The 20,712-nt window shown below is 50.9% G+C and carries 18 protein-coding genes and 5 tRNA genes; 20 read left to right on the top strand and 3 right to left on the bottom strand.

Annotated elements, in window-relative coordinates:
* Window positions 1–67 precede the first annotated feature (67 nt).
* The 12 genes from PJDR2_RS24995 to PJDR2_RS24940 all read left to right on the top strand — a co-directional run bounded on the left by PJDR2_RS24995 (window position 68) and on the right by PJDR2_RS24940 (window position 9,809).
* Window positions 68–143, top strand: a tRNA-Asn gene (locus tag PJDR2_RS24995).
* A gap of 1 nt (window position 144) precedes the next feature.
* A tRNA-Ser gene (locus PJDR2_RS24990) sits at window positions 145–235 on the top strand.
* A 60-nt stretch (window positions 236–295) separates the two neighbouring features.
* Window positions 296–370 (top strand) — tRNA-Glu (locus PJDR2_RS24985).
* Window positions 371–415: 45 nt separating this feature from the next.
* Window positions 416–491: transfer RNA gene (locus tag PJDR2_RS24980), tRNA-Lys, on the top strand.
* 49 nt (window positions 492–540) lie between these two features.
* Window positions 541–626, top strand: a tRNA-Leu gene (locus tag PJDR2_RS24975).
* A gap of 174 nt (window positions 627–800) precedes the next feature.
* Window positions 801–1,493 carry a response regulator transcription factor gene (locus PJDR2_RS24970; RefSeq protein ID WP_015846517.1) on the top strand — a complete coding sequence of 231 codons (693 nt, stop codon included), beginning with the start codon at window positions 801–803 and terminating at the stop codon, window positions 1,491–1,493.
* Window positions 1,490–3,016, top strand: a complete 1,527-nt coding sequence (locus PJDR2_RS24965; RefSeq protein WP_015846516.1) for a sensor histidine kinase — start codon at window positions 1,490–1,492, stop codon at window positions 3,014–3,016. Before PJDR2_RS24970 ends, PJDR2_RS24965 begins: the two co-directional genes overlap by 4 nt.
* 151 nt (window positions 3,017–3,167) lie before the next feature.
* Entirely contained in the window at window positions 3,168–4,298 is a 1,131-nt protein-coding gene (locus PJDR2_RS24960) for a TolB family protein (protein WP_015846515.1), read from the top strand.
* Between the two features lie 377 nt (window positions 4,299–4,675).
* Entirely contained in the window at window positions 4,676–6,157 is a 1,482-nt protein-coding gene (locus PJDR2_RS24955; protein WP_015846514.1) for a hypothetical protein, read from the top strand.
* A gap of 201 nt (window positions 6,158–6,358) precedes the next feature.
* Window positions 6,359–7,840 carry a hypothetical protein gene (locus tag PJDR2_RS24950; RefSeq protein ID WP_015846513.1) on the top strand — a complete coding sequence of 494 codons (1,482 nt, stop codon included), beginning with the start codon at window positions 6,359–6,361 and terminating at the stop codon, window positions 7,838–7,840.
* Window positions 7,841–8,025: 185 nt separating this feature from the next.
* Complete coding sequence (locus PJDR2_RS24945; protein WP_015846512.1) at window positions 8,026–8,883, top strand: polysaccharide deacetylase family protein; 858 nt, start codon at window positions 8,026–8,028, stop codon at window positions 8,881–8,883.
* A 59-nt stretch (window positions 8,884–8,942) separates the two neighbouring features.
* Window positions 8,943–9,809 carry a fumarylacetoacetate hydrolase family protein gene (locus PJDR2_RS24940; protein WP_015846511.1) on the top strand — a complete coding sequence of 289 codons (867 nt, stop codon included), beginning with the start codon at window positions 8,943–8,945 and terminating at the stop codon, window positions 9,807–9,809.
* A 46-nt stretch (window positions 9,810–9,855) separates the two neighbouring features.
* On the opposite strand, the gene PJDR2_RS24935 is transcribed toward PJDR2_RS24940, so the two are convergent.
* A complete protein-coding gene (locus PJDR2_RS24935) occupies window positions 9,856–10,713 on the bottom strand; it encodes a helix-turn-helix transcriptional regulator (RefSeq protein WP_015846510.1) in 858 nt (285 codons plus the stop codon).
* A gap of 213 nt (window positions 10,714–10,926) precedes the next feature.
* Here PJDR2_RS24935 and fabF point away from each other — a divergent pair, with 213 nt between their 5' ends.
* Entirely contained in the window at window positions 10,927–12,165 is a 1,239-nt protein-coding gene (gene fabF / locus PJDR2_RS24930; protein WP_015846509.1) for a beta-ketoacyl-ACP synthase II, read from the top strand.
* Here the strand turns inward: fabF and PJDR2_RS24925 are convergent.
* Together PJDR2_RS24925 and PJDR2_RS24920 are read right to left on the bottom strand one after the other, a co-directional pair.
* Complete coding sequence (locus PJDR2_RS24925) at window positions 12,109–12,969, bottom strand: WYL domain-containing protein (RefSeq protein WP_015846508.1); 861 nt, start codon at window positions 12,967–12,969, stop codon at window positions 12,109–12,111. The two genes, fabF and PJDR2_RS24925, sit on opposite strands and share 57 nt — an antisense overlap.
* Window positions 12,920–14,272 carry a helix-turn-helix transcriptional regulator gene (locus PJDR2_RS24920; RefSeq protein WP_015846507.1) on the bottom strand — a complete coding sequence of 451 codons (1,353 nt, stop codon included), beginning with the start codon at window positions 14,270–14,272 and terminating at the stop codon, window positions 12,920–12,922. Before PJDR2_RS24920 ends, PJDR2_RS24925 begins: the two co-directional genes overlap by 50 nt.
* Before the next feature lie 637 nt (window positions 14,273–14,909).
* On the opposite strand from PJDR2_RS24920, the gene PJDR2_RS24915 reads away from it, so the two are divergent.
* The 7 genes from PJDR2_RS24915 (at window position 14,910) to PJDR2_RS33290 (ending at window position 20,636) form a co-directional block, all read left to right on the top strand.
* A complete protein-coding gene (locus PJDR2_RS24915; RefSeq protein ID WP_041613625.1) occupies window positions 14,910–15,221 on the top strand; it encodes a hypothetical protein in 312 nt (103 codons plus the stop codon).
* Window positions 15,218–16,336: a slipin family protein gene (locus PJDR2_RS24910; RefSeq protein ID WP_015846506.1), complete on the top strand. Its 1,119-nt coding sequence runs from the start codon at window positions 15,218–15,220 to the stop codon at window positions 16,334–16,336. Before PJDR2_RS24915 ends, PJDR2_RS24910 begins: the two co-directional genes overlap by 4 nt.
* 11 nt (window positions 16,337–16,347) lie before the next feature.
* Complete coding sequence (locus tag PJDR2_RS24905; protein ID WP_015846505.1) at window positions 16,348–17,148, top strand: nucleotidyltransferase domain-containing protein; 801 nt, start codon at window positions 16,348–16,350, stop codon at window positions 17,146–17,148.
* A 26-nt stretch (window positions 17,149–17,174) separates the two neighbouring features.
* Complete coding sequence (locus PJDR2_RS24900; RefSeq protein WP_015846504.1) at window positions 17,175–18,854, top strand: GAF domain-containing sensor histidine kinase; 1,680 nt, start codon at window positions 17,175–17,177, stop codon at window positions 18,852–18,854.
* Window positions 18,851–19,528, top strand: a complete 678-nt coding sequence (locus tag PJDR2_RS24895) for a response regulator (protein WP_015846503.1) — start codon at window positions 18,851–18,853, stop codon at window positions 19,526–19,528. The genes PJDR2_RS24900 and PJDR2_RS24895 overlap by 4 nt, the downstream gene beginning before the upstream one ends.
* Before the next feature lie 141 nt (window positions 19,529–19,669).
* A complete protein-coding gene (locus tag PJDR2_RS24890) occupies window positions 19,670–20,293 on the top strand; it encodes an FMN-dependent NADH-azoreductase (RefSeq protein WP_015846502.1) in 624 nt (207 codons plus the stop codon).
* Between the two features lie 181 nt (window positions 20,294–20,474).
* Window positions 20,475–20,636: a hypothetical protein gene (locus tag PJDR2_RS33290; protein WP_015846501.1), complete on the top strand. Its 162-nt coding sequence runs from the start codon at window positions 20,475–20,477 to the stop codon at window positions 20,634–20,636.
* Window positions 20,637–20,712: the final 76 nt, after the last annotated feature.

The following is a 20,712-nucleotide window of genomic DNA, read 5'->3' as shown; positions in this document are numbered from 1 at the left end:
TATTATTACTTGTCGCCGCGGTAAACAAGCGGTTGAAACGAAAGAAAAAAGCAAGTGATTGAAGTATTCCCTGATAGCTCAGTTGGTAGAGCACTCGACTGTTAATCGAGTTGTCACAGGTTCGAGTCCTGTTCGGGGAGCCATGGAGAGATACCCAAGTGGCTCAAGGGGACCCTCTGCTAAGGGGTTAGACTGCGTAAGTGGTGCGAGGGTTCGAATCCCTCTCTCTCCGCCATAATTTTCTTGGTGGACAAGTCGCTCGAGAGAGATGACGATAGGAACAACAAGTAAGTAAGGCCCGTTGGTCAAGGGGTTAAGACACCTCCCTTTCACGGAGGTAACAGGGGTTCGAATCCCCTACGGGTCACCATTTCCTTTAATGTAGCGGCTCTCGAGAGTTCGTTTTACAGCATGAGAGCCATTAGCTCAGTTGGTAGAGCACCTGACTTTTAATCAGGGTGTCGAAGGTTCGAGTCCTTCATGGCTCACCATTTTACTTCTCCCTCGAAGTGATGGTATGAAGGAAATGAAATTAAATGTGCGGTAGTGGTGGAATGGCAGACACGCTATCTTGAGGGGGTAGTGGGCGTACGCCCGTGGAGGTTCGAGTCCTCTCTACCGCACCATAACTTAAAAGTTCAATCCCTTACATCCGTAAGGGATTTTTTTGTGTTTTCTTTTTGAAATCGGATTTGTGCTTTGGACTTTGGAACAAGCGCGGCTATAATGAAAAGAATAAGCCATATCTAATGGAACCTGCCGGGTGATAAGGAAAGTTGGAACGAGGAGTGATAAATCGCATGATTAAAGTGCTTGTTGTAGATGATGAAGTCAGCATCTCCAGCGCGATAGCCTACGCTTTGCAGCGTGAAGGCTTTACGGTAGAAACTGCCGGTGACGGGATGGAGGCGCTTGAGAAGGTTGCTGCCTTTAAGCCCGATGTTATGGTGCTTGATGTAATGATGCCGAAGATGAACGGCTATGAGGTATGCCGAAAGCTGGAGGCGGGCAACAAACCGGCCATTATGCTGCTCACCGTTAAAAACGATATCGTGGATAAAGTGCTTGGGCTCGAGCTTGGCGCCGATGATTACATGACCAAGCCGTTTGATATCCGGGAAGTGGTCGCCCGCGTGAAGGCTCTCCACAGACGGCGCCAGATTGAATCGCCGGAACAGGACTCCGATAAAGAAGGCAGATTGGAGCTTGGCGGGATTGTAATTGAATTATTAAGCCGCACGGTCAGGGTTGACGGAGAGATTTGTGACCTTACGCCGAAAGAATTCGATCTGCTGGCGCTGCTGGCGAAGCATCCGGACCGGGTATATTCCAGGGAAGCGCTGCTTGAGCAAGTGTGGGAGATGGATTTTGCCGGCGGTACCCGTACCGTGGACATCCATGTGCAAAGGCTTCGCAAGAAGCTTGGCGAATGGCAAGGACTCATACAAACCGTTTACGGTATCGGCTATAAAAGCACGAGGACAAACGGATGACCCGAGCTGCCGGTACCCGGCATAGGTTCAGAATTGGCTTAAAGGGTAAAATCACCGTGTTTCTCGCGCTGCTGCTCGCTTTTGTTGTCGTATTGCTCAGCACGCTGGTGCTTGCGGGTATCCGCGAGGATCAGCAGAGGCGGATGGAGCAAAGCTTTTCCCAGCTGGCCAGTTCGGCAAATCTTCGCGTACGCGAGGAGTATTTGACCGGCGAGCGGGTGTCGCCGGATGAATTTATGGAGCGTAATGGCCAGAGCCTGGCCGTAGATCTTGGCGGGCAAAGCGGCATGGCGGTTACGCTGTACAGCGCTGACGGGCAATTTGCCGGCACATCGCTTCCGGTACAGCCGCTGACCGATGTGAAGGATGCGCTTGCCCATACTGCCAAAGGCCAGGAGGCTTATATTACGCTAGGCAATCAGGTACTGTATTTGGCGCCGCTCTATAATGCCGATCAATTTCTCGGCAGCGTACAGTTTCATGGCTCGCTCCAGGATCAGAAATTGTTTTACCGCCATATCCGCGACTTGTTTATCGGGACAGGTGCTGCCGTGCTGGCAGCCGGTCTCCTGCTTGGTTATTTGTACGTCTGGAGGCAAGCCTTTATCCTTGGCAAGCTGAATCAGGCGGCCAAGGATATTGGGGAAGGCCGTTACCTGGACAAGCCGCCCGTCCGCAGGAGGGACGAGATTGGCGAGCTTGCGGAAGGGATTTATGATATGAGCGGCAGTATCGCTACTTATGTCGATGAATTAAACGAGGAGAAGCAGAAGCTGCTGACGGCTATTAAGAGGCTTCAGGAGCTGGAGCAGCAGCAAAAGCAGTTTATCGGCAATATCAGCCATGAGCTGAAGACGCCTTTAACATCCATTCTGGCGTATTCGGACCTGCTTGGCATGTATAGCGATGACCCGGTTTTGCTGCAAAATGCCCGTACGCAGATCAGTAAGGAAGCGGAGCGTTTGTATGCGCTGATCGAGAAGGCGCTCCAGCTTTCTTCGATGGATATTTACGATTTTGAGACAAATGCCTCTCGGTTCCAAGTGAAGCCGTTGCTCGAGGATGCGCTAAGCCGTCTACATATTAAAGCGGAAAAACAAAAAATTTCGCTTTCTTCCGAGTTAAAGGATGACCTCGTATGGGCGGATCAGGATAACCTCATGCATATGGTTACGAATTTGCTCAGCAACGCGATAAAATATAACCGCCCCGGCGGATGGGTTCGGCTAACCAACCGTTCGGAAACGGAAACCTCCGGTGAACGGCGCGTCATTATCGAAGTCGCGGACAGCGGTATCGGCATACCGGTAGAGCTTCAGAGGCGGATCTTTGACCCGTTCTTTACCGTTAGCGACGACCGATCCCGGGAAACCGGCGGTACAGGGCTTGGTTTAGCTTTGGTCAGGAGCTTGGCCGAGAAGCAGCATGGCACCGTACAACTGGCCGAATCAGGACCTAACGGCTCCAGATTTGTCATCTCTTTGCCTGGTGAGCCTATAGCCATAGAGCCGCCGGATGAGTAAGCAACAAGCCTGGACATTGGATAGTCCGGGCTGCTTTTTATTTTGGGCACTCTAACAAAAAGTTGTTACAACTTGGATACAATTCAGATATGTTTTCGACATAGAGGCCTTCTATACTAATGGAAACTGGTATAAATCCGGGGGGATAACGATGAAACAGATCATTAAATTAGGCGCCGTGTTGTCGCTCGCAGCCGCACTTGCTGCGTGTTCCTCTGTTCAGAGCGGTAATCAAGCCAATAACGGCAATAACACGAACAAACATGGGGAATTAACGGTTGTAAAAAGCCCAGAGCAGAAACCAAACCAGGAAGTTATGGTGCAAAGGATTCATCGTTTTGAGGATGCAAGCATGGACAAATGGCTGTCTGATGATCAGGTTCAGCTGATGTACACCAAGCTTGTCAAACAGGCTACGGCTACGGAAGAAGCTCAGTTCGAATACAATACCATGGATGTGGATTTAAGCAATAACGAGCAGAAATCTGCCGCTGAACCGGTGAAAAATGTTCAAACGGTCGTGAATGAACAGCCGTCTCCGGACGGTAAGTATGTGTTCGTTCAGCAGTGGAAGGATAAATATACGGCCCGCAATTTTATCAAAGAAATCAGCACCGGCAATACGATCGAAATCAAGGGCAGCAATTACTTGGAGACCGGCGGCTGGCTGAACGATACGACGTACGTTCTTGCGGCGGGCTCGATGAGCGGGCTTGGCGATATCCGCCAAATCGCGGCGGACGGAACCGTTACTCTTCTGAAGCTGGATGATCCGGCGCTTGGCGATCAGCCCTTCGTGAATTTTGGCGTCGGTCAAGGTCGCATCTACTACACGGACAATAACCAGACCTTAAAGCAATTTACGCCTGACGATCCGAAACCAGCCGAACTGGTCAAACATGCGATGATATTCCAGGTATCGCCGGATGGCAAGCATCTTGCGGTCGAAATCCAGAAGCAACCCGGGAAGGCGGGCAGCGAGCTTCGTATTTTCGACTCGAACGGAAGCGCGGAAGGGCTCTCCATTGCGAAAGGGGATTTGATTCCGTATATCGCTTGGTCTCCGGATTCCTCCAAGCTGGCGGCCGCGCTGTATACCGAGAATCAGAGCGGAATGAACGGGGTTTATATTTTCGACTCGGCAACCGGCAAGGTTTCGCCGATTGGCCCAAGCTATTTTCCGCAGTATCCGTTAAGCTGGAATCCTTCGGGAACGCGGCTTGGCGTGACGGTCGCCGATAAGGACAGCATGCCCGTCACTCATATTATTGATTTTCAATGAGAATAAGCAGGGGGAAAACCGGATCTGGCGATCCGGTTTTTTTGTGTCCATTTGTTTGGATTAATTGTTACAGCTTTGATACAAGCTCGAAATTTTTTGGATATATCGGCTTACTATACTAAGTTCATCAGCAACAAACAACAACGAATGAACGAAGGAGAAAACAGATGAACGAAGGACAATTGAAATAAATTGAGGCAAAAATGTTTACAGGTTCGTTACAAGCCCGAAATTTTTTGGATATATCGTCACTCTATACTGTAGTCAGTAAGGAGCTTCAAACAAACAGAAACAGGTTATAAAAAGACAGAGAGTAAAAAGGTTAGAAGTTCGGAAATAGAAAAAACAAACTCAACTCTAAAGGAGATAATAAAAAAATGAACAAAAACATGAAAAGAACAGTCGCAACAATGATGATCGCAGGCATGACCGTATCGGGAGCAGCAGGGGTATATGCAGGAACAAACATGGAGAAAATCAGCGCTTTCCTGAACCACAGCATCGGCTTTAAAATCAACGGCAGCACGTATATTCCGAAAGACGAGAACGGCAACGCACTTGCGCCGATCACGTATCACGACACGACTTATCTCCCTGTTCGCGCGCTTTCCAATGCACTGAACACGCCAATCCAGTACGACAGCAAAACCAATACGATCTACATCGGTACAAGCACAACCGACCAATGGGTATTGGCTAACTACTCGGCAGCCCAATTGGATGAGATCAAAAAAGCATTTGCCGGCTTTGAAGGATTCGAAACGGCTTATGCTCCGCAAATTTTGATCAAAGGCGACGCTTTGCAAAAGGTTGCAGCAACAGCCGACGGCGTAAACCTTACCTTCAAGAACATGACGGTAAACGTATCGCCGCGCGATTACTCTTTCGAATACGACGGCACAAACGTAACGCTCTCCAATGGCGCAAAAGCAAAATGGTACAACGTAAACGGTACAGACATGCTGACTGTAAAAGTAGATGACCGTTATGTGACGGTTAGCTCGCCAAGCAAAGCCTTGAGCAAAGCGCAAGCGGAAAAAGTAGCGGCTACCGTAACTAGCGTTGGCGCCGTGCAATCCGATATGGCCGCTGTAACGTACACCGCCGCTCAGCTGGATGAAATGAAAAAAGCGTTTGCCAACTTTGACGGCTTCGAAGCGGCATACGCGCCTCAAGTAACGGTTAAAGGCGATGCGCTGCAAAAAACGGCAGCTACCGCTGACGGCGTAAACCTTCTCTTCAAAAACATGACGATAAACGTATCGCCGCGCGATTATTCCTTCGAATACGACGGCACGAACGTAACGCTGTCCAATGGCGCTAAAGCAAAATGGTACAACGTAAACGGCACGGACATGCTGACCGTAAAAGTAGACGACCGTTATGTAACGGTTAGCTCGCCGAACAAAACGTTGACCAAAGCGCAAGCGGAAAAAGTAGCCGTTAGCGTAGCTAAAGTTGGCGCTGCGCAATCCGACCTGGCAACCGTAACGTATACAGCTGCTCAAACAAAAGCCATTAAAGACGAATTTGCGAAATTCGACGGCTTTACGGCGGCTTATGCTCCAACAAAAATGGCGAAAGACGACGCGTTCCAAAAAGTAGCGGGCGGAGATTCCGTCAACTTCTGGTTCAAGCACATGAACGTTCAAATCTCGCCTCGCGACTACTCGGTTGGTTATGACAGCACAGCTGTAACGCTGGCAAACGGCGTAAAAGCGAAATGGTTCGCGCCAAGCGGCACAGCTATGCTGAGCTTCCAAATCGACGATCGTTATGTCACAATCAGCTCGGCGGATAACAGCCTGACTAAGGCTCAAATCGAGCAAATCGCAACAGGCGTAGCGAAATTGAAATAAGCATCTTTCAGCACTCCCCGTGCGGCTTTCCAGCTGTGCGGGGAGTTTTTTTGTCCTCGAAATATCGATACAGCATGGACAAAAAGCTTTACAGCTTCGTTACAAGCTCGAAATGGTTTCGAGATAACGCGAATCTATACTTAAGTCTGTAAGGAGCTTCAAACAAAAAAACAAATTCAACTCTAAAGGAGATTATAAAAAATGAACAAAAATATGAAAAGAACAGTCGCAACGATGATGATCGCAGGCATGACGGTATCGGGAGCAGCCGGCGCATTCGCCGGAACTAACATGGAGAAAATCAGCGCGTTCCTGAACCACGGCATCGGCTTTATAATCAACGGCAGCACGTATATTCCTAAGGATGAGGACGGCAATAAACTTTCGCCAATCACGTATCATGACACGACTTATTTGCCGGTACGCGCGTTGTCCAACGCGCTGAATACGCCAATCCAATACGATAGCAGAACAAATACCATCTACATCGGCACAAGCGCAACGGATCAATGGGTATTGACGAATTACACGGCAGCTCAGCTTGATCAGATCGTAAAAGCATTTGCCGGCTTTGACGGATTCGAAGCTGCTTACGCTCCGCAAATGATGATCAAAGGCGATGCTCTGCAAAAAGCAGCAGCAACAAGCGACGGCGTGAACCTGCTGTTCACCAATATGACCGTCAACGTATCGCCGCGCGACTACTCGCATGACTACGACGGCACAAACGTAACGCTGTCTAACGGCGCAAAAGCGAAATGGTACAACGTAAATGGCAAAGACATGCTGACGGTAAAAGTAGACGACCGTTATGTAACGGTCAGCTCGCCAAACGGGAAACTAAACAAATCTCAAATGGAAAAAGCGGCAGTTAGCGTAACGAAAGTAGGCGTTGCTCAAACCGATCTGGTAAAAGTTTTGTACACGGCAGCGCAGCTCGACGAGCTCAAGAAAGCATTTGCCAGCTTTGACGGATTCGAAGAGGCTTACGCTCCGCAAATGATGGTTAACGGCGACGTTCTGAAGAAAACCGTAGCTGCCGCGGACGGTGTAAACATCATTTTCGAGAATATGACCGTAACTGTCTCGCCGCGTGATTATTCCTATGATTATGAAGGTACACCGGTAACCTTATCGAACGGAACAAAAGCAAAATGGTACAAAGCAGGCGATACCCTCATGCTAACGTTAAAAGTGGATGATCGTTATGTTACTTTGAGCTCGCCGAATGCAAACCTGACTCAAGCACGCCTGGAAAAAGTAGCCGTTACGGTCGCGAAAGTAGGCGCTGCTCAATCCGACCTGGCAAAGGTAACGTATACGACAGCTCAAACAAACGCGATTAAAGACGAGTTTGCGAAGTTCGACGGCTTTACTGCGGCTTACGCTCCAACGTTAATGACGAAAAACGATGCCTTCCAAAAAGTAGCCGGCGGAGATTCCGTTAACTTCTTGTTCAAGCACATGAACGTTCAAATCTCGCCGCGCGATTACTCGGTTGGTTACGACGGCACAGCCGTAACGCTGCCAAACGGCGTAAAAGCAAAATGGTTTACGCCAAGCAAAACCGCTATGCTGAGCTTCCAAATGGACGATCGTTACGTCACAATCAGCTCCGCGGACAATAGCCTGACAAAAGCTCAAATCGAGCAAGTAGCAACCGGCATAGCGAGATTGAAATAAGAAATTGAAATAAGGTTCTTCAGCACTCCCCGCGCGGCTTTCTCAGCTGTGCGGGGAGTTTTTATGTGTTAATTGCTAGTCCGGGAATGTTTGCAGGTTCGTTACAATCCGGAAACGCTTTGGAGATAACGGCTATTTATACTGATTCAGTAACAAACGAATCGCGTTTCTAGGAGGAATACGTAGTGAAATTGAAAGGGATTGCCGCGCTGCTTGCCATTGCGATCGTGATCGCTTGGCCGGTGCCCGAAAGCGAACTCGACGCTGCTTCCAACCACCCTGCGCATTATAAGAATAAAGTTATTGTCCTCATGTACCACCATATTGATGCAACGGAAAGCGGGGCAACGATATCCCCGAGCCGTTTCGGCACGCAAATGAAGCTTCTGAAGGATAACGGCTACCATGTCATCAGCATTGAGCAGTTCGCAGACTTTATGCGCGGCAAAGGAAAGGTGCCGGATAACGCCGTTGTTATTACGTTTGACGACGGATATGAGAGCTTTGACCAATACGCGGTTCCGATTATGAAAAAATACCATTTTACCGCCGCTCATTTCATCATTGGCGCAAGCAGCGATAAGCAGAACGTTCATACCAAGCATATGACCTGGGAAACCATGCGCAAGCTCAAGGCGGAAGGGTTCAGCTTCTACAGCCATACGTATAACCAGCATGATTATGCCCCGCTTGATGAAAAAGGTCATAAAACCGGACCAAAGCTGAGCAATCCGATTTATCTGCCTGACAAAGGCCGTGTAGAGACGAAAGCGGAATATAAGGCCCGCATAGAAGCCGATGCACGGCTGGAGGAGACACGGCTGAAGGAAGAGCTGGGCAACACGTATCAAATTATTGCTTTCCCGTATGGCGTGTTTAACCGGACAGCCAAGCAGATTGAGAAAAACGCGGGCGTAACGCTATTTTTCACCACGCACCCCGGCATTAACAAGCCGGGATCAGATGAAGTATTCCGCCTTAATGCAGGAACACCAACGCTGACGGGCAGCAAGTTTCTCAAGATGCTGAAGAGATACGGTTAAGGCTGTATAATAAAGGAGGAATCTATTGCAGATTATTGGAAAACGGGGAGGGCTTATTCGTGAAATTAGTCAATTTCAAGGAAAAGGCAGCAGCTTCTGCTTATCGTTTAGGTGTACGGACGGATAAAGGAATCATTGATGCCGGCCATGTAACCTTAAACGGTTTATTGCAAGGCGGAGAGGCAGAACTAAGCAAGCTCCGGCAATACGTTGAAGAATCGAAGGAACGGCAAGATCGTTACCTGGATGAGTCGCAGGTTGTTGTTGGACCATCCGTGCCGGAGCCGGGGAAAATCATCTGTATCGGACTTAATTACAGGAAGCATGCGGAAGAGACGAATATGCCGCTGCCGGAATACCCTATTCTGTTCAGCAAATTCAGCAACGCGCTTGCCGCGCATGGCGAGGATGTACCTTTGCCCCGGTCGACGCAAAAGGTTGATTACGAAGCAGAGCTTGCGATTGTCATTGGTCGCACGGCGAAAAACGTATCGGTGGACGAGGCGCTTGATTACGTATTTGGTTACAGTACATCAAACGATCTGTCAGCACGCGATCTTCAGACCCGGACAAGCCAGTGGCTGGCGGGCAAGTCCTGCGATAAATTCGCTCCGGTAGGTCCATACCTCGTATCCAAGGATGAGGTAGGCGATCCGAATGATCTGCGCATCAGCTGCACGGTAAACGGAGAGGTACGGCAGGATTCGAATACGTCGGATATGATTTTTAACTGCAAGGAAATCGTCAGCTATATTTCGCAATGCATGACGTTGTCCCCCGGAGACATTATTCTGACCGGCACGCCGGAGGGGGTCGTGATGGGCTATCCGCCGGAGAAGCAAGTTTATCTGCAGGACGGAGATGTCGTCACCATCGAGATCGAGAAGCTTGGCGCGTTAACGAACCGCATGGTTGTTGAAGCTTAATGGAATAGTATCAAGAAAAGAAAGCCGTCTTGGCCTGACGTTCAGGCTAAGACGGCTTTCCGCGCATCAGCTTGCTTAATTTCTCTTCCGTCTCGCTGTCCGGAGCAGGGGTGTATATGCTGCAGCGAAGATCCGAGCCGCCTTGCAGCTGCAAGGACGTTAGATGGAAGAGCATTTTCCCTGCTTTGGCATGCCGGAATTCCAGCACAACCTCTGGCGCAGTCCGTACCTCGCTATGCTCCCATAACTCCTGAAAGTCCGGATGCAGCCCCGTCATTTCCTTCAGAAACTGATCATACCAGTTATCCTCTACATATTGTCCGTAATAAGCCCGGAAGATCGACAGAAATCCGCTTGCGAACTGCTTCCAGTTAACGGCTAAGCGGCGCAGCTCTTTCCGTGTGAACAAGAGGCGGATCATATTCCGCTCCTGCTCGGGGATCTGGGCAAAGTCTACAAAGACATGGGCGGCTGCTTCGTTCCAGCCGACAATCTGACAGCGGCGGTCCGAGATAATGGATGGGCATTGCCTGAGCTCCTGCAGAATTTTGCGCAGGGGCGGACTAACCGCATCCGATGAGTAAGCGGGCATTTCGGCCGTGATAGACGGACCGGCTCCGGGCTCAATCGCAAGACCGTACAAATAATTGCGTTCGTCATGAGTCAAACGCAAGGCGGAAGCAATAGCGTCCAGCACATTCGGCGAAGCTTGAATATCCCGGCCTTGCTCCAGCCAGGTATACCAGGTTGTGCTTACGCCGGCAAGCGCCGCAACCTCTTCGCGTCTAAGGCCGGGCGTTCTTCTCCGGCTGCCGGGAGGAAAACCTACCTCCTCGGGAGTGAGCTTGGCCCGTTGGTTTTTCAGAAAGCTCGAAAGCGCAGTGAGCCTCGTCTTGTTATTCATTTGAGCAGTACCTCCAAATGGGTGATCCTGTTACTCATTATACTAGGATAAACGACAACTTGTAATAGGATACTTCATGTGGCAACATGATTTAATATCAGGTACTAATTCTGAGGTATGAACATACATTAAGCGAATGCTTACGAGGCAATAATCATCATGAATAGCGAACACCGCTATTGGGGTGATAATTCTTTTTAGGAGCTGATCTCTATGGAACGCGTAGTTGTTACGGGAATGGGCGTTATTTCGCCGCTTGGACAATCGGTTGACGAAATGTGGTCCCGGATGAAGCGGGGAGAGTCGGGTATTTCCAGCATAGATGCTTTTGATACGGCAAGGCTGAAAACGAAAATCGCGGGGAGCGTTAAGGATTTTGACCCGGAAGCGTTGTTTGGCCGCAAGGAAGCAAGAAAGATGGACCGTTTCGTGCAATTTGCCGTTGCCGCCGCGGATCAGGCGATAACGGATTCCGGACTTAAGCTGGATGAGACGGACCGTGACCGTGTCGGTGTTTATGTCGGTTCGGGGATTGGCGGATTAAGCACGCTGATGGAGCAGGACGAAATTTTGCGCACCCGCGGTCCCGAACGGGTAAGCCCGATGCTGGTGCCAATGATGATCGCCAATATGGCGGCAGCCACGATCAGTATCAGGTACCAATTAACCGGTCCTACGCTTGCGCCGGTTACGGCCTGCTCCATCGGAAATACCGCCATTGGCGAAGCGATGCGGCTTATCCGCCTCGGTATAGCGGATGTGGTTATCGCAGGCGGCGCAGAGGCAACGGTTAATGAACTGTCTCTTGCCAGCTTTGGCAACGCGCAGGCTATATCTTCCCGCAACGAGGAGCCAAAGAAGGCCAGCCGGCCTTTCGACCGGAACCGTGACGGATTTGTCATGTCGGAGGGAGCGGGTATCGTCGTGCTTGAGTCTCTGGCTCATGCGAAGAAGCGGGAGGCTCGGATTTACGGCGAGGTGTTGGGTTACGGGGCAAGCTCGGATGCCTATCACATTGTTGCTACCCATCCGGAAGGAACCGGGGCGTACACCGCTATGAGGACAGCCCTTGCGGATGCGGGTATCCGTCCGGATGAAGTAGATATCATAAGCGCGCATGCTACAAGCACGGGTCTTGGAGACCGCTCGGAAGGCCAGGCAATTACCCGTTTATTTGGCCAGGGAGAAAGCCGGATTGCGGTAACGGCGAACAAGTCGATGCTAGGTCATATGCTGGGAGCGGCAGGCGGCGTTGAGGCGATTGCCCTCCTGCAAAGTCTGCGCGAAGGAATCGTGCCGCCAACCATCAACCTTGATCAGCTGGATCCGGAATGCGGACTAACCAATGTTCCTGCGGCAGCCCAGTCGGCTCCGCTTCGCATCGGGGTTTCCAATTCATTCGGCTTCGGCGGACATAATGCCGTTATCGTGCTTAGCCGGTTCGAGGGCTGACGAATAGCCGTAACGGGCTAAAGATCTCTGCGCCGCTTCGCGCATCCGGAACTTCATATAGGGATGATCCGTTACTCGGACGCGCAGACCAAGAAACCGGAGCTTGGACAGCACGTATTCCGTCTCGTCGCCAAGGAAAGTCAGCTTGATCGTATAAGTATCGGATAATTCATCGTATTGAACCTGCTTGTCAAAGCAGGAGAAAGCATACAAAATCCGGGATAACTCCTTGTTATAAGCCGGAATAATCTCAATCGTGGCGTGCTGCATGCGCTTCACCAGCTGCTGGGCTAGCGTTGCAGCCGCCTGATTGAAAAATTGCCCGCTTACCGGCATTTCTTCCACGCTATGAATACTCCGAAGTCTCGTTGTCATCAGGGATCGCGTTCTCCGGTTGTACCAGAGCAAATACCATTCGCGCTTTACCATCGAATACTCCAGTTTATAAGGTACACCGGTTTGGCTAGGGAGGAGGAAGCCATCCTTCCGCGTATGGCGCAGCTGCATGCCCGATTTCTTCACAATCATCTGCCTTAGCGTTCTCAGCAGAGGGTGGTAGAGGGAGGGGACGGCACTGCCCGCTTTTTCAACAATAATGGACCGCAGCGAATCGTTGCGTTCATCCGAGCCGCCAAGACATTGCCGGAGCTTATCCAGCGTATCGGGCGATAGGGCAACTGCCGCCTCCGGATGCTCCAGCATCATCAGAAGCCAGCGGCGTTCCTGAGCCGTAACCGCAAGGGCGCCATGCTCGTCAAGCTGTGCCATCATCCGGTAATTGAATATTTTTTCGAACAGGTTCATAGTATTCCGCCAGCTCCTTCCATTCCTTGATAAACTCCCGTCTTAAAGACATGGGCTCAAGCACCTCGCAGCTTGATCCAAAGCTGCGCAGCCAAGGCTTGATCTCCTGCGTGCCGTTAACCGTAATCTCGAACAGGAATGAAGCTTCATCTTCCTCCGTAATAACGCCCCATTGTCCCTGCAGCTGCACCCGGTCTTTAATAAAGTTTCTTTTTGCGCCTTCCGGATTAAAAAATCTGACCTTAACCGAGGCAGGTCTGCTCAAATCGACAAGCCAGCTATAACTTGTGTTGCGTTCTAGCGCTGCCAGCTTTACCGCATATTCTTCTTCCGTTACGAGTCCGCTCTCCTCAAGCTGCGTGATGCCTTCCATCCGAAAAATCGCGACTTGGGACCGGCCCGAGCTATAGCCAAGCAAATACCATCTTCCGTATTGATGATCGTAAGCGACCTTTAGCGGCAGCATCTCGGCGAGCCGGCCTTCGGATGGCTTAACGAACATCGGATTCGTATTTTTGGAATGATAGCTTTGGTTCGATTTGGGCGTGAAGTAGTGGAAGCTTAGCTTCCGCCTGGACTCAATCGCCTGCATGATCGTATATAGATGCGCTTCGTCCAGAATACGCGAATGGTAATGGTATTTATATAAGAAAAGGTCGCTGGCTCCGTCCGGCAGCTGCCGCAGCTTCATCGCTTTTTTCAAGCTGTCGCGCAGCAGATAACCCTGGACGGAAGGAACCTGCGTATTCGCCATCACGTCCACAAAAGCATAGAGATCCGACAACTCCTCGTCGGAGAGTATGCTTACGAAATCATTGTGGGCCGTATATTTCTGCGGTCTTCCGCCCGGAAGCCGCCGGATTACGCCGGCCTGCTCCAAGTATTTGAGATCGGAGCGGATGGTTTTCTCGTCCGGCGGCGCAAGCTCCGCGGGCATTCCTTCGAAGCACAGATCCAGCAGCTCCAGCGGTGTCAGTGCTTGCTCCTGAAGGGAAGCGATAAGCAGAGATAAACGGTAACTCTCGGATTCCTTGAGCGATTTGGAGCGGAACAGGAAGAGCAGCAGCGGGTCTGCCGATTCGTAATAGCTTGTTCGCAGCATGTCCGCCATCGCTTTGTTTTGTTCCTCGGCCGCCGGCTGCTGGACGGATCCGGCAATGTCCTTCAGGCGCCGGATGGTCTTGTCGAAGGTATGTACGGAGATGCCAAGCCGGTCGGCGAATTGCTGCCGGTTATAAGCGCCGCTTGTCAGCACCAGCATTCTCAGAAACTGGATTTCTTTATCGAAGCTTTCCTTTGCCACGGTTCATAAGCCCCTTTCATTTTCGAAGAGGTAGTTGCCTCTATTGTAACTTGGGCCGTTAAAAGTGGATAGGTAATCTTTCGTTGTATAGCGAGATACTTGCAGTGCACGTTAGACCGGATCAGGATCTGGCCAGGCTTACTTGAACTGCCACTGCGCGCCAATGTTGTACGAAATGCAGCATAATAGCGTGATCTAGCCCAGTAATCCAAAATATCCTGCACGGAATGCAGGATATCAGAGAAAAATGAGCTCAAATCGACCCTTATCGGCGCAACATCCTGCATTCTGTGCAATATAATGCGTCCATCATCTCCTAAATGGGCGAATATCCTGTATTTCGTGCAATGTTAGCTAAGTAACTTAACAGGACGGCACCTGAGGGAGCTGCGTCAATTTGAAATGCAATTAAAATGCACTTTTTCTGTTTCGCCATACTTTTACCATGTTCCGGAAACGGGAAGTCGAAGATAATGAGGATGTAAAGCAACGGCCGGGCCGAACCGGGCAGGGATTTCGGTAGGATTCCCGCAGTGCCCGTACAGTCTTTGTACGCGGTATGCTGTCGGACTTGGTACGTGCTTTACGCTAAAGTGGAGGTTCGAATCCTCCATCGTCCTCACGGAGACGATCATGGTTGAATTTAACTCGACTGCAAATCGAGTCCAATCGAATTATTCAAGTTGCTTTGGGAAAATGCTCAGCAGGCTTATACAGCTGCACCTTACGCCGCAGCTCTGCAGTCCGCGGATACCAGGCGGGAAGAGGCCTGCACAAAAGGCCGCTGCCAAACGCACCGCGGACAGACTGGAAGCAAGAAAAGTCTGCTGCGCTGCCGGAGGAGCAGGCCGGCTGGCAGGCGGATGCCGTTCTTAAGCGGATCTCCGCCGCGGGTACGGGAGCATTTTCGCCAAACAACGCCAAATCCAAGGAGGTTATATACCTATGACTGTATATATAAACAAAATTACGATTCAAAACGATCAACGCGGGCTGCTGTTTAAAGACGGTAGTTATGTTAGGCTGCTGGGCCCAGGCAAACACCGCTTTCCATTTTTCTCGAAAACGACGGTAACGGTCATGGATATCACCAAGCCGTTTATGGTACCGGGCAAAGAGCTGGCCTTGTTCCTGCATGACGACAAGCTGCTTGAAGAGCTTCACATCATTGACGTTGCCGATGACGAATATGTGCTTCACTATGAGGACGGCAGATGCGGCAGCGTGTTAAAAGCCGGCAGGCATGCTTATTGGAAATCGGCCATCAAGCATACATTCAACCGATTGAGTACGCGGAGCCTCGAGCTGCCTGCTTCCTTAAATGCCGCTGACTTAATGAGGCTGAACGGTCTGTACAACACTTATGAAGTGGCCGGCCATGAGAAGGGCTTCCTGTTCTTTGACAACATGCTGCAGCGCGAGCTTGGTCCGGGCAAATACCGGTTCTGGCGTACGCCGGTTTCCGTTATCGTACAGACGATGGATATGCGCCGGCAGCAGCTCGACCTGATCGGGCAGGAAATGATGACGGAGGATAAAGTAACGCTTCGCCTTAATTTTGTCAGCCAATACGTGCTGCACAATCCGTTGAAGGCGCTGCAGATCAAGGGCTTCGAAGAGCAGCTCTACATCCAGCTTCAATTAATTCTGCGGGAATACGCGGGGACGATGAAGCTGGATGAGCTGCTGCGCACGAAGCAGGAGATCGGCGCTTTTGTATTGGAACGATTGGCGGCAAGAAGCGGGGAGTACGGAGTAACGTTCCTGAACGCGGGCGTGAAGGATATCATTCTGCCGGGTGAAGTAAAAGACATCATGAATACCGTACTTCTGGCGGAGAAAAAAGCGCAAGCTAACCTCATCACGCGCCGGGAAGAGACGGCTTCCACACGAAGCCTTCTGAATACGGCAAAGCTGATGGATGAGAACGCCACGCTGTACCGCTTGAAGGAGCTCGAGTTCCTGGAGAAAATTTGCGACAACGTCGGCAGCGTATCGCTCACGGGCGGCGGCAATCTGGTCGAGCAGTTAAACCAGCTGCTTGGCGGCAAACGTTCGGGATAGGGGGCGCGAACATGATAGAGGAGCAATACCGGTTGAAAATAGAAGCCGAGCTTGCGCGTATGGAAGCGGAAGAAAATATCCGCATCCTGTACGCCTGCGAGTCCGGTTCGAGAGCTTGGGGTTTTCCGTCAAAAGACAGCGATTACGATGTCCGCTTCCTTTACGTGCGGCCGGTGGAATGGTATTTGTCGATCCGCGAGCGCCGGGACGTGATCGAACGCCCGATCAGCGAGATGCTGGATTTGAGCGGCTGGGATCTTCGCAAAGCGCTGGCGCTGTTTAATAAGTCCAACCCGCCTCTGCTGGAATGGCTGCAGTCGCCAATCAAATACAAGGAGCCCTTTACCACGGCCGAACGTATCCGCACCTTGTCCGGCGCAACCTTTTCGCCTAAGTCCTGCATGTACCATTATCTTCATATGGCCAGGGGCAACTACCGCGAATATTTGCAGGGCGAGACGGTACGGGCGAAAAAATATTTCTACGTACTCCGTCCCTTGCTGGCTTGCGGCTGGATTGAGAAATATAACGCGATGCCACCGATGCTATTCGAGGAGCTTGTTGAAGATTTAATTCCTACCGACAGTGCGCTCTATGGCATTATTGAACGCCTTCTAGTCCGGAAACGCGCGGGAGAAGAGCTTCGAACGGAACCTCGCATCGGGCGTCTCAATGATTATCTGGAGGAGCAAATCGATTATTTTGAGCAGGCGGCGAAGGATTTGGATACGGCTGATGGCTTGACGGACGAACAGCTGGATGCGCTGTTTCGGGATGCCCTGCTGGAGGCATGGGGAAAAGTAAGTGTATAATGGTGGCAGAGAAGGAGGGAAGCCGGATGCCAAGGGAAGTTCGGGTCAGCGAGCTCGCTGCGCTTAAGGAAATCGCGGAGATGCTCAACACGACCAACGACATGGATCAGATGCTCGGCGATGTGCTTGCGAAGCTGCTTGAAGTAACGGATTTTACGACGGGATGGATTTTCCTGATCGATGACGATATCCCGGGAAATACTTGCGCGGCCCATCATAACCTGCCTCCCGCCTTAACCGCCGGCAATTACGCGCTTATGTGCGGGGAGGACTGCTGGTGCGTGGAGCGCTACCGCCAGCGCAAGCTTACCCATGCCGTTAATATTATTGAATGCAAACGCATTACGTATGCGGTAAGCCATCAGCTTGGGGATACGGAAGGCATTACCCATCATGCAACGGTACCTCTTAAAGCCGGCAAGGACCGGTTTGGGCTGCTGAATATCGCGCAGGCGGGCAAGGAGCATTTCAGCGAAGAGGAGCTTGCGCTGCTGCAGGCTGTTGCTCTGCAGATCGGGACGGCGATTAATCGGATTCGCTTGTATCAGACACAAGAGCGCAATGCGATGCTATACGCCAAGCTGGGCGATGTCATCCAGCGTATTAACGGCGTTCAGGATGTTAATCAGCTGCCTATCAAGGCCGTTCAGTATATTGGAGACGAATTCGGCTGGCCGAATGTCTCCTTGTTTATGTATGACGGACAGCAGCTATCGCTCCGGGCTTTGTATTCGAGCGGAAAGCTAACCAAGGAGTGGCAGACGCTTGCGGTTGAAGCCGCCGGTCCGATTGAGGCCTCGCTCCGGGATAATCGGATTATTATCGAGTCTTCTTGCATGGAAGGCAATGAATTGGACTCGGTTGGCATTCCTCCGTTCCGGTCGGCAGCGGCAATTCCGCTTCGCGTGCGTAACCGGACGATTGGCGTCATGTTTATCAGCAGTCCGGATCAGCGTCAATTCGACGACCTGAACGAGGACTTTATGTACTCGCTGGGGGATCATTTTACGTTATGCGTGGAAAATCTGCGTATTTACGAGCATCGGAGCGAGCTTGCCCGGATGGAGGAACGGAACCGGATGGCGCGAGATCTTCATGATTCCGTCGTGCAAAAGGTCTTCTCCTTGTCCTTCCTGGCGAAAGGAGCGGAAAACGTGCTTGCCGGGCGCGATCCCGTCGTACAGCGTTCGCTAAGCGAGATTCAGCAGCTGTCGCAGGAGGCGCTCAAGGAGATGCGAACGCTGATCTGGCAGCTGCATCCGGCGGGTCTCGAGAACGGACTGCTGCCGGCGCTTAAGCAATACGGGCAAGGCCTCAACCTGACGATTTATGACCGGACGGACGGGGTACAGGAGCTGCCGCGTGCCATTGAGGAAGCGTTCTGGCGGATCGGGCAGGAAGCTCTGAACAATGTCAGGAAGCATTCCGGCAGGGAGACGGCCTATATTCGGCTTAACAAACAGCAGGACGGGGCAGCCGTTCTGGAGGTAAGGGACGAAGGGACAGGCTTTCAGGTTGACCGGAAAAAAGGCCGCCAGACGATGGGGATGCGCTCCATGAGGGAGCGGGCGGAGACGCTTGGCGGTTCGCTGTCGATTACAAGCGGACGGGGCAAACCAACCATTGTCCGGGCGACGATTCCTCTTGAATCGGTACAGGCGCATTGCATGGAAGAGAAGGGAAGCAACGGTGACTACTTACTATGAAAATCAAAATTTTACTCGCGGATGATCATCAGATTGTTTTAAAAGGAATATCGTTCTTTCTTGCGATGCAGCCGGATTTCGAATTGGTCGGCGAGGCGCATAACGGCAAGGAAGCCGTCGAGAAGGCTGGCGAGCTTCAGCCGGACATCGTCCTGATGGATTTGAATATGCCGATTATGGACGGAATCGAAGCAAGCGCCTTAATCAAGGAGCAGCATCCGCATATCAAGGTGCTGGTGCTGACCAGCTTTGCCGATCAGAGTCACATCGTCCCGGCCCTGCAAACCGGCGCTATCGGCTACATGCTGAAGGATGTGGAACCGGATCAGCTTGCCGAAGCTATTAGGAGCGCGTATAAGGGGAATATCCAGCTGCATCCGGATATATCGCGTGCTTTGTTAAGCCGTCCGGAACCGGAGCCAAGACCGGAGCCCGTTATCCAGCATTCGAATAGGGATAAGTCGCTGGAAGCTTTGACGCCAAGGGAGCTTGAAGTGTTGGAGCTGCTAACAAAAGGGCTTAGCAATAAAGACATTGCGCAGACGCTGATCGTTGCGGAAAAAACCGTAAAGACGCATGTCAGCAGCATTCTAAGCAAGCTGGATTTGTCAGACCGCACGCAGGCCGCCTTGTTTGCCGCACCGCTCTTTCAGAATAAGGGGCAGATGGCTTAGACGGTTCTCAGCCTATAGTCGTAAGACCAGTCCCGCTTTATTTTTCCGCCTATTAGCCGATGTTGGCGAAAGTAAAACTCTATAAAATAAAGACAGTTACAAAAAGTTACTACACATTATTTTATGGAGGGAATTAAAAAGATGAGTACTGTACTGTTCGTAAAAGCAAATGACCGTGGAGATATCGCTGTCAGCGTAAAGCTGTATGACGCGTTCCTCGCTAGCTATAAAGCAAATCACCCGCAAGACACTGTAATTGAGCTGGACCTGTTCAAAGAGGAACTTCCTTACCTGAACGCCAACCTGATCAACGGCGGCTTCAAAGCGGCTCAAGGTCTTGAGCTGACTCCGGAAGAACAAACAGCCGTAAGCATTGCGGACAAATACCTGGATCAATTTATCGCTGCCGATAAAGTTGTATTCGGCTTCCCGCTTTGGAACTTCACGATTCCGGCTGTTCTGCACACTTACATCGACTACCTGAACCGTGCAGGCAAAACATTCAAATATACGGCTGAAGGCCCTGTTGGTCTGCAAGGCGACAAAAAAGTGGCATTGCTGAACGCACGCGGCGGCGTATATTCCGAGGGTCCTTTCGCAGCAGCAGAAATGTCCCTTAACTATGTGAAGAACATCATGGGCTTCTTCGGCGTAAGAAACTTCGAGACAGTTATCGTTGAAGGCCACAACCAATTCAGCGACAGAGCGGAATCGATCATTGCTGAAGGTGTTGCAACAGCTGAGAAAGTGGCAGCTAGCTTCTAATTTCAGTTTGAATAGGTTACAGAGCAAATAAGAGTAAAGTCCCGCATTTCCCTTGTAGTAAAAGGGAATATGTGGGATTTTTACGTCTAAATGCGACAAATTTTGACAGATCTCCGACGCGGCGTTACAATGATATAGGACTTTAGACACATCTAGATGTTAGTGACGGAGAGGGTAGCCGATGAACAAAGAGTTTTTTGCGGAAATGAGAAAAATCAGCCACGAGGACGAGATGCGGTCTAAGCTGCTGCTTCATGGCGTAAAAAGGATACTCGAGGAGAAGCAAGAGAAGCGAAAGCGGGGCTTGCTTGGTCTTTTAAGAAGAAAAACGAACCACATATAAAAAACGCTCATACATATATGCAGTCAGGCCCTTGGCCTGGCTTATTTTTTTATCCTTCTGCACACAAACCTTTTGA

Origin of the sequence: Paenibacillus sp. JDR-2 (assembly GCF_000023585.1) — a bacterium.
In the GTDB taxonomy this organism is placed as follows: Bacteria; Bacillota; Bacilli; order Paenibacillales; family Paenibacillaceae; genus Pristimantibacillus.
This window is presented reverse-complemented; position numbering and strand designations above follow the sequence as displayed.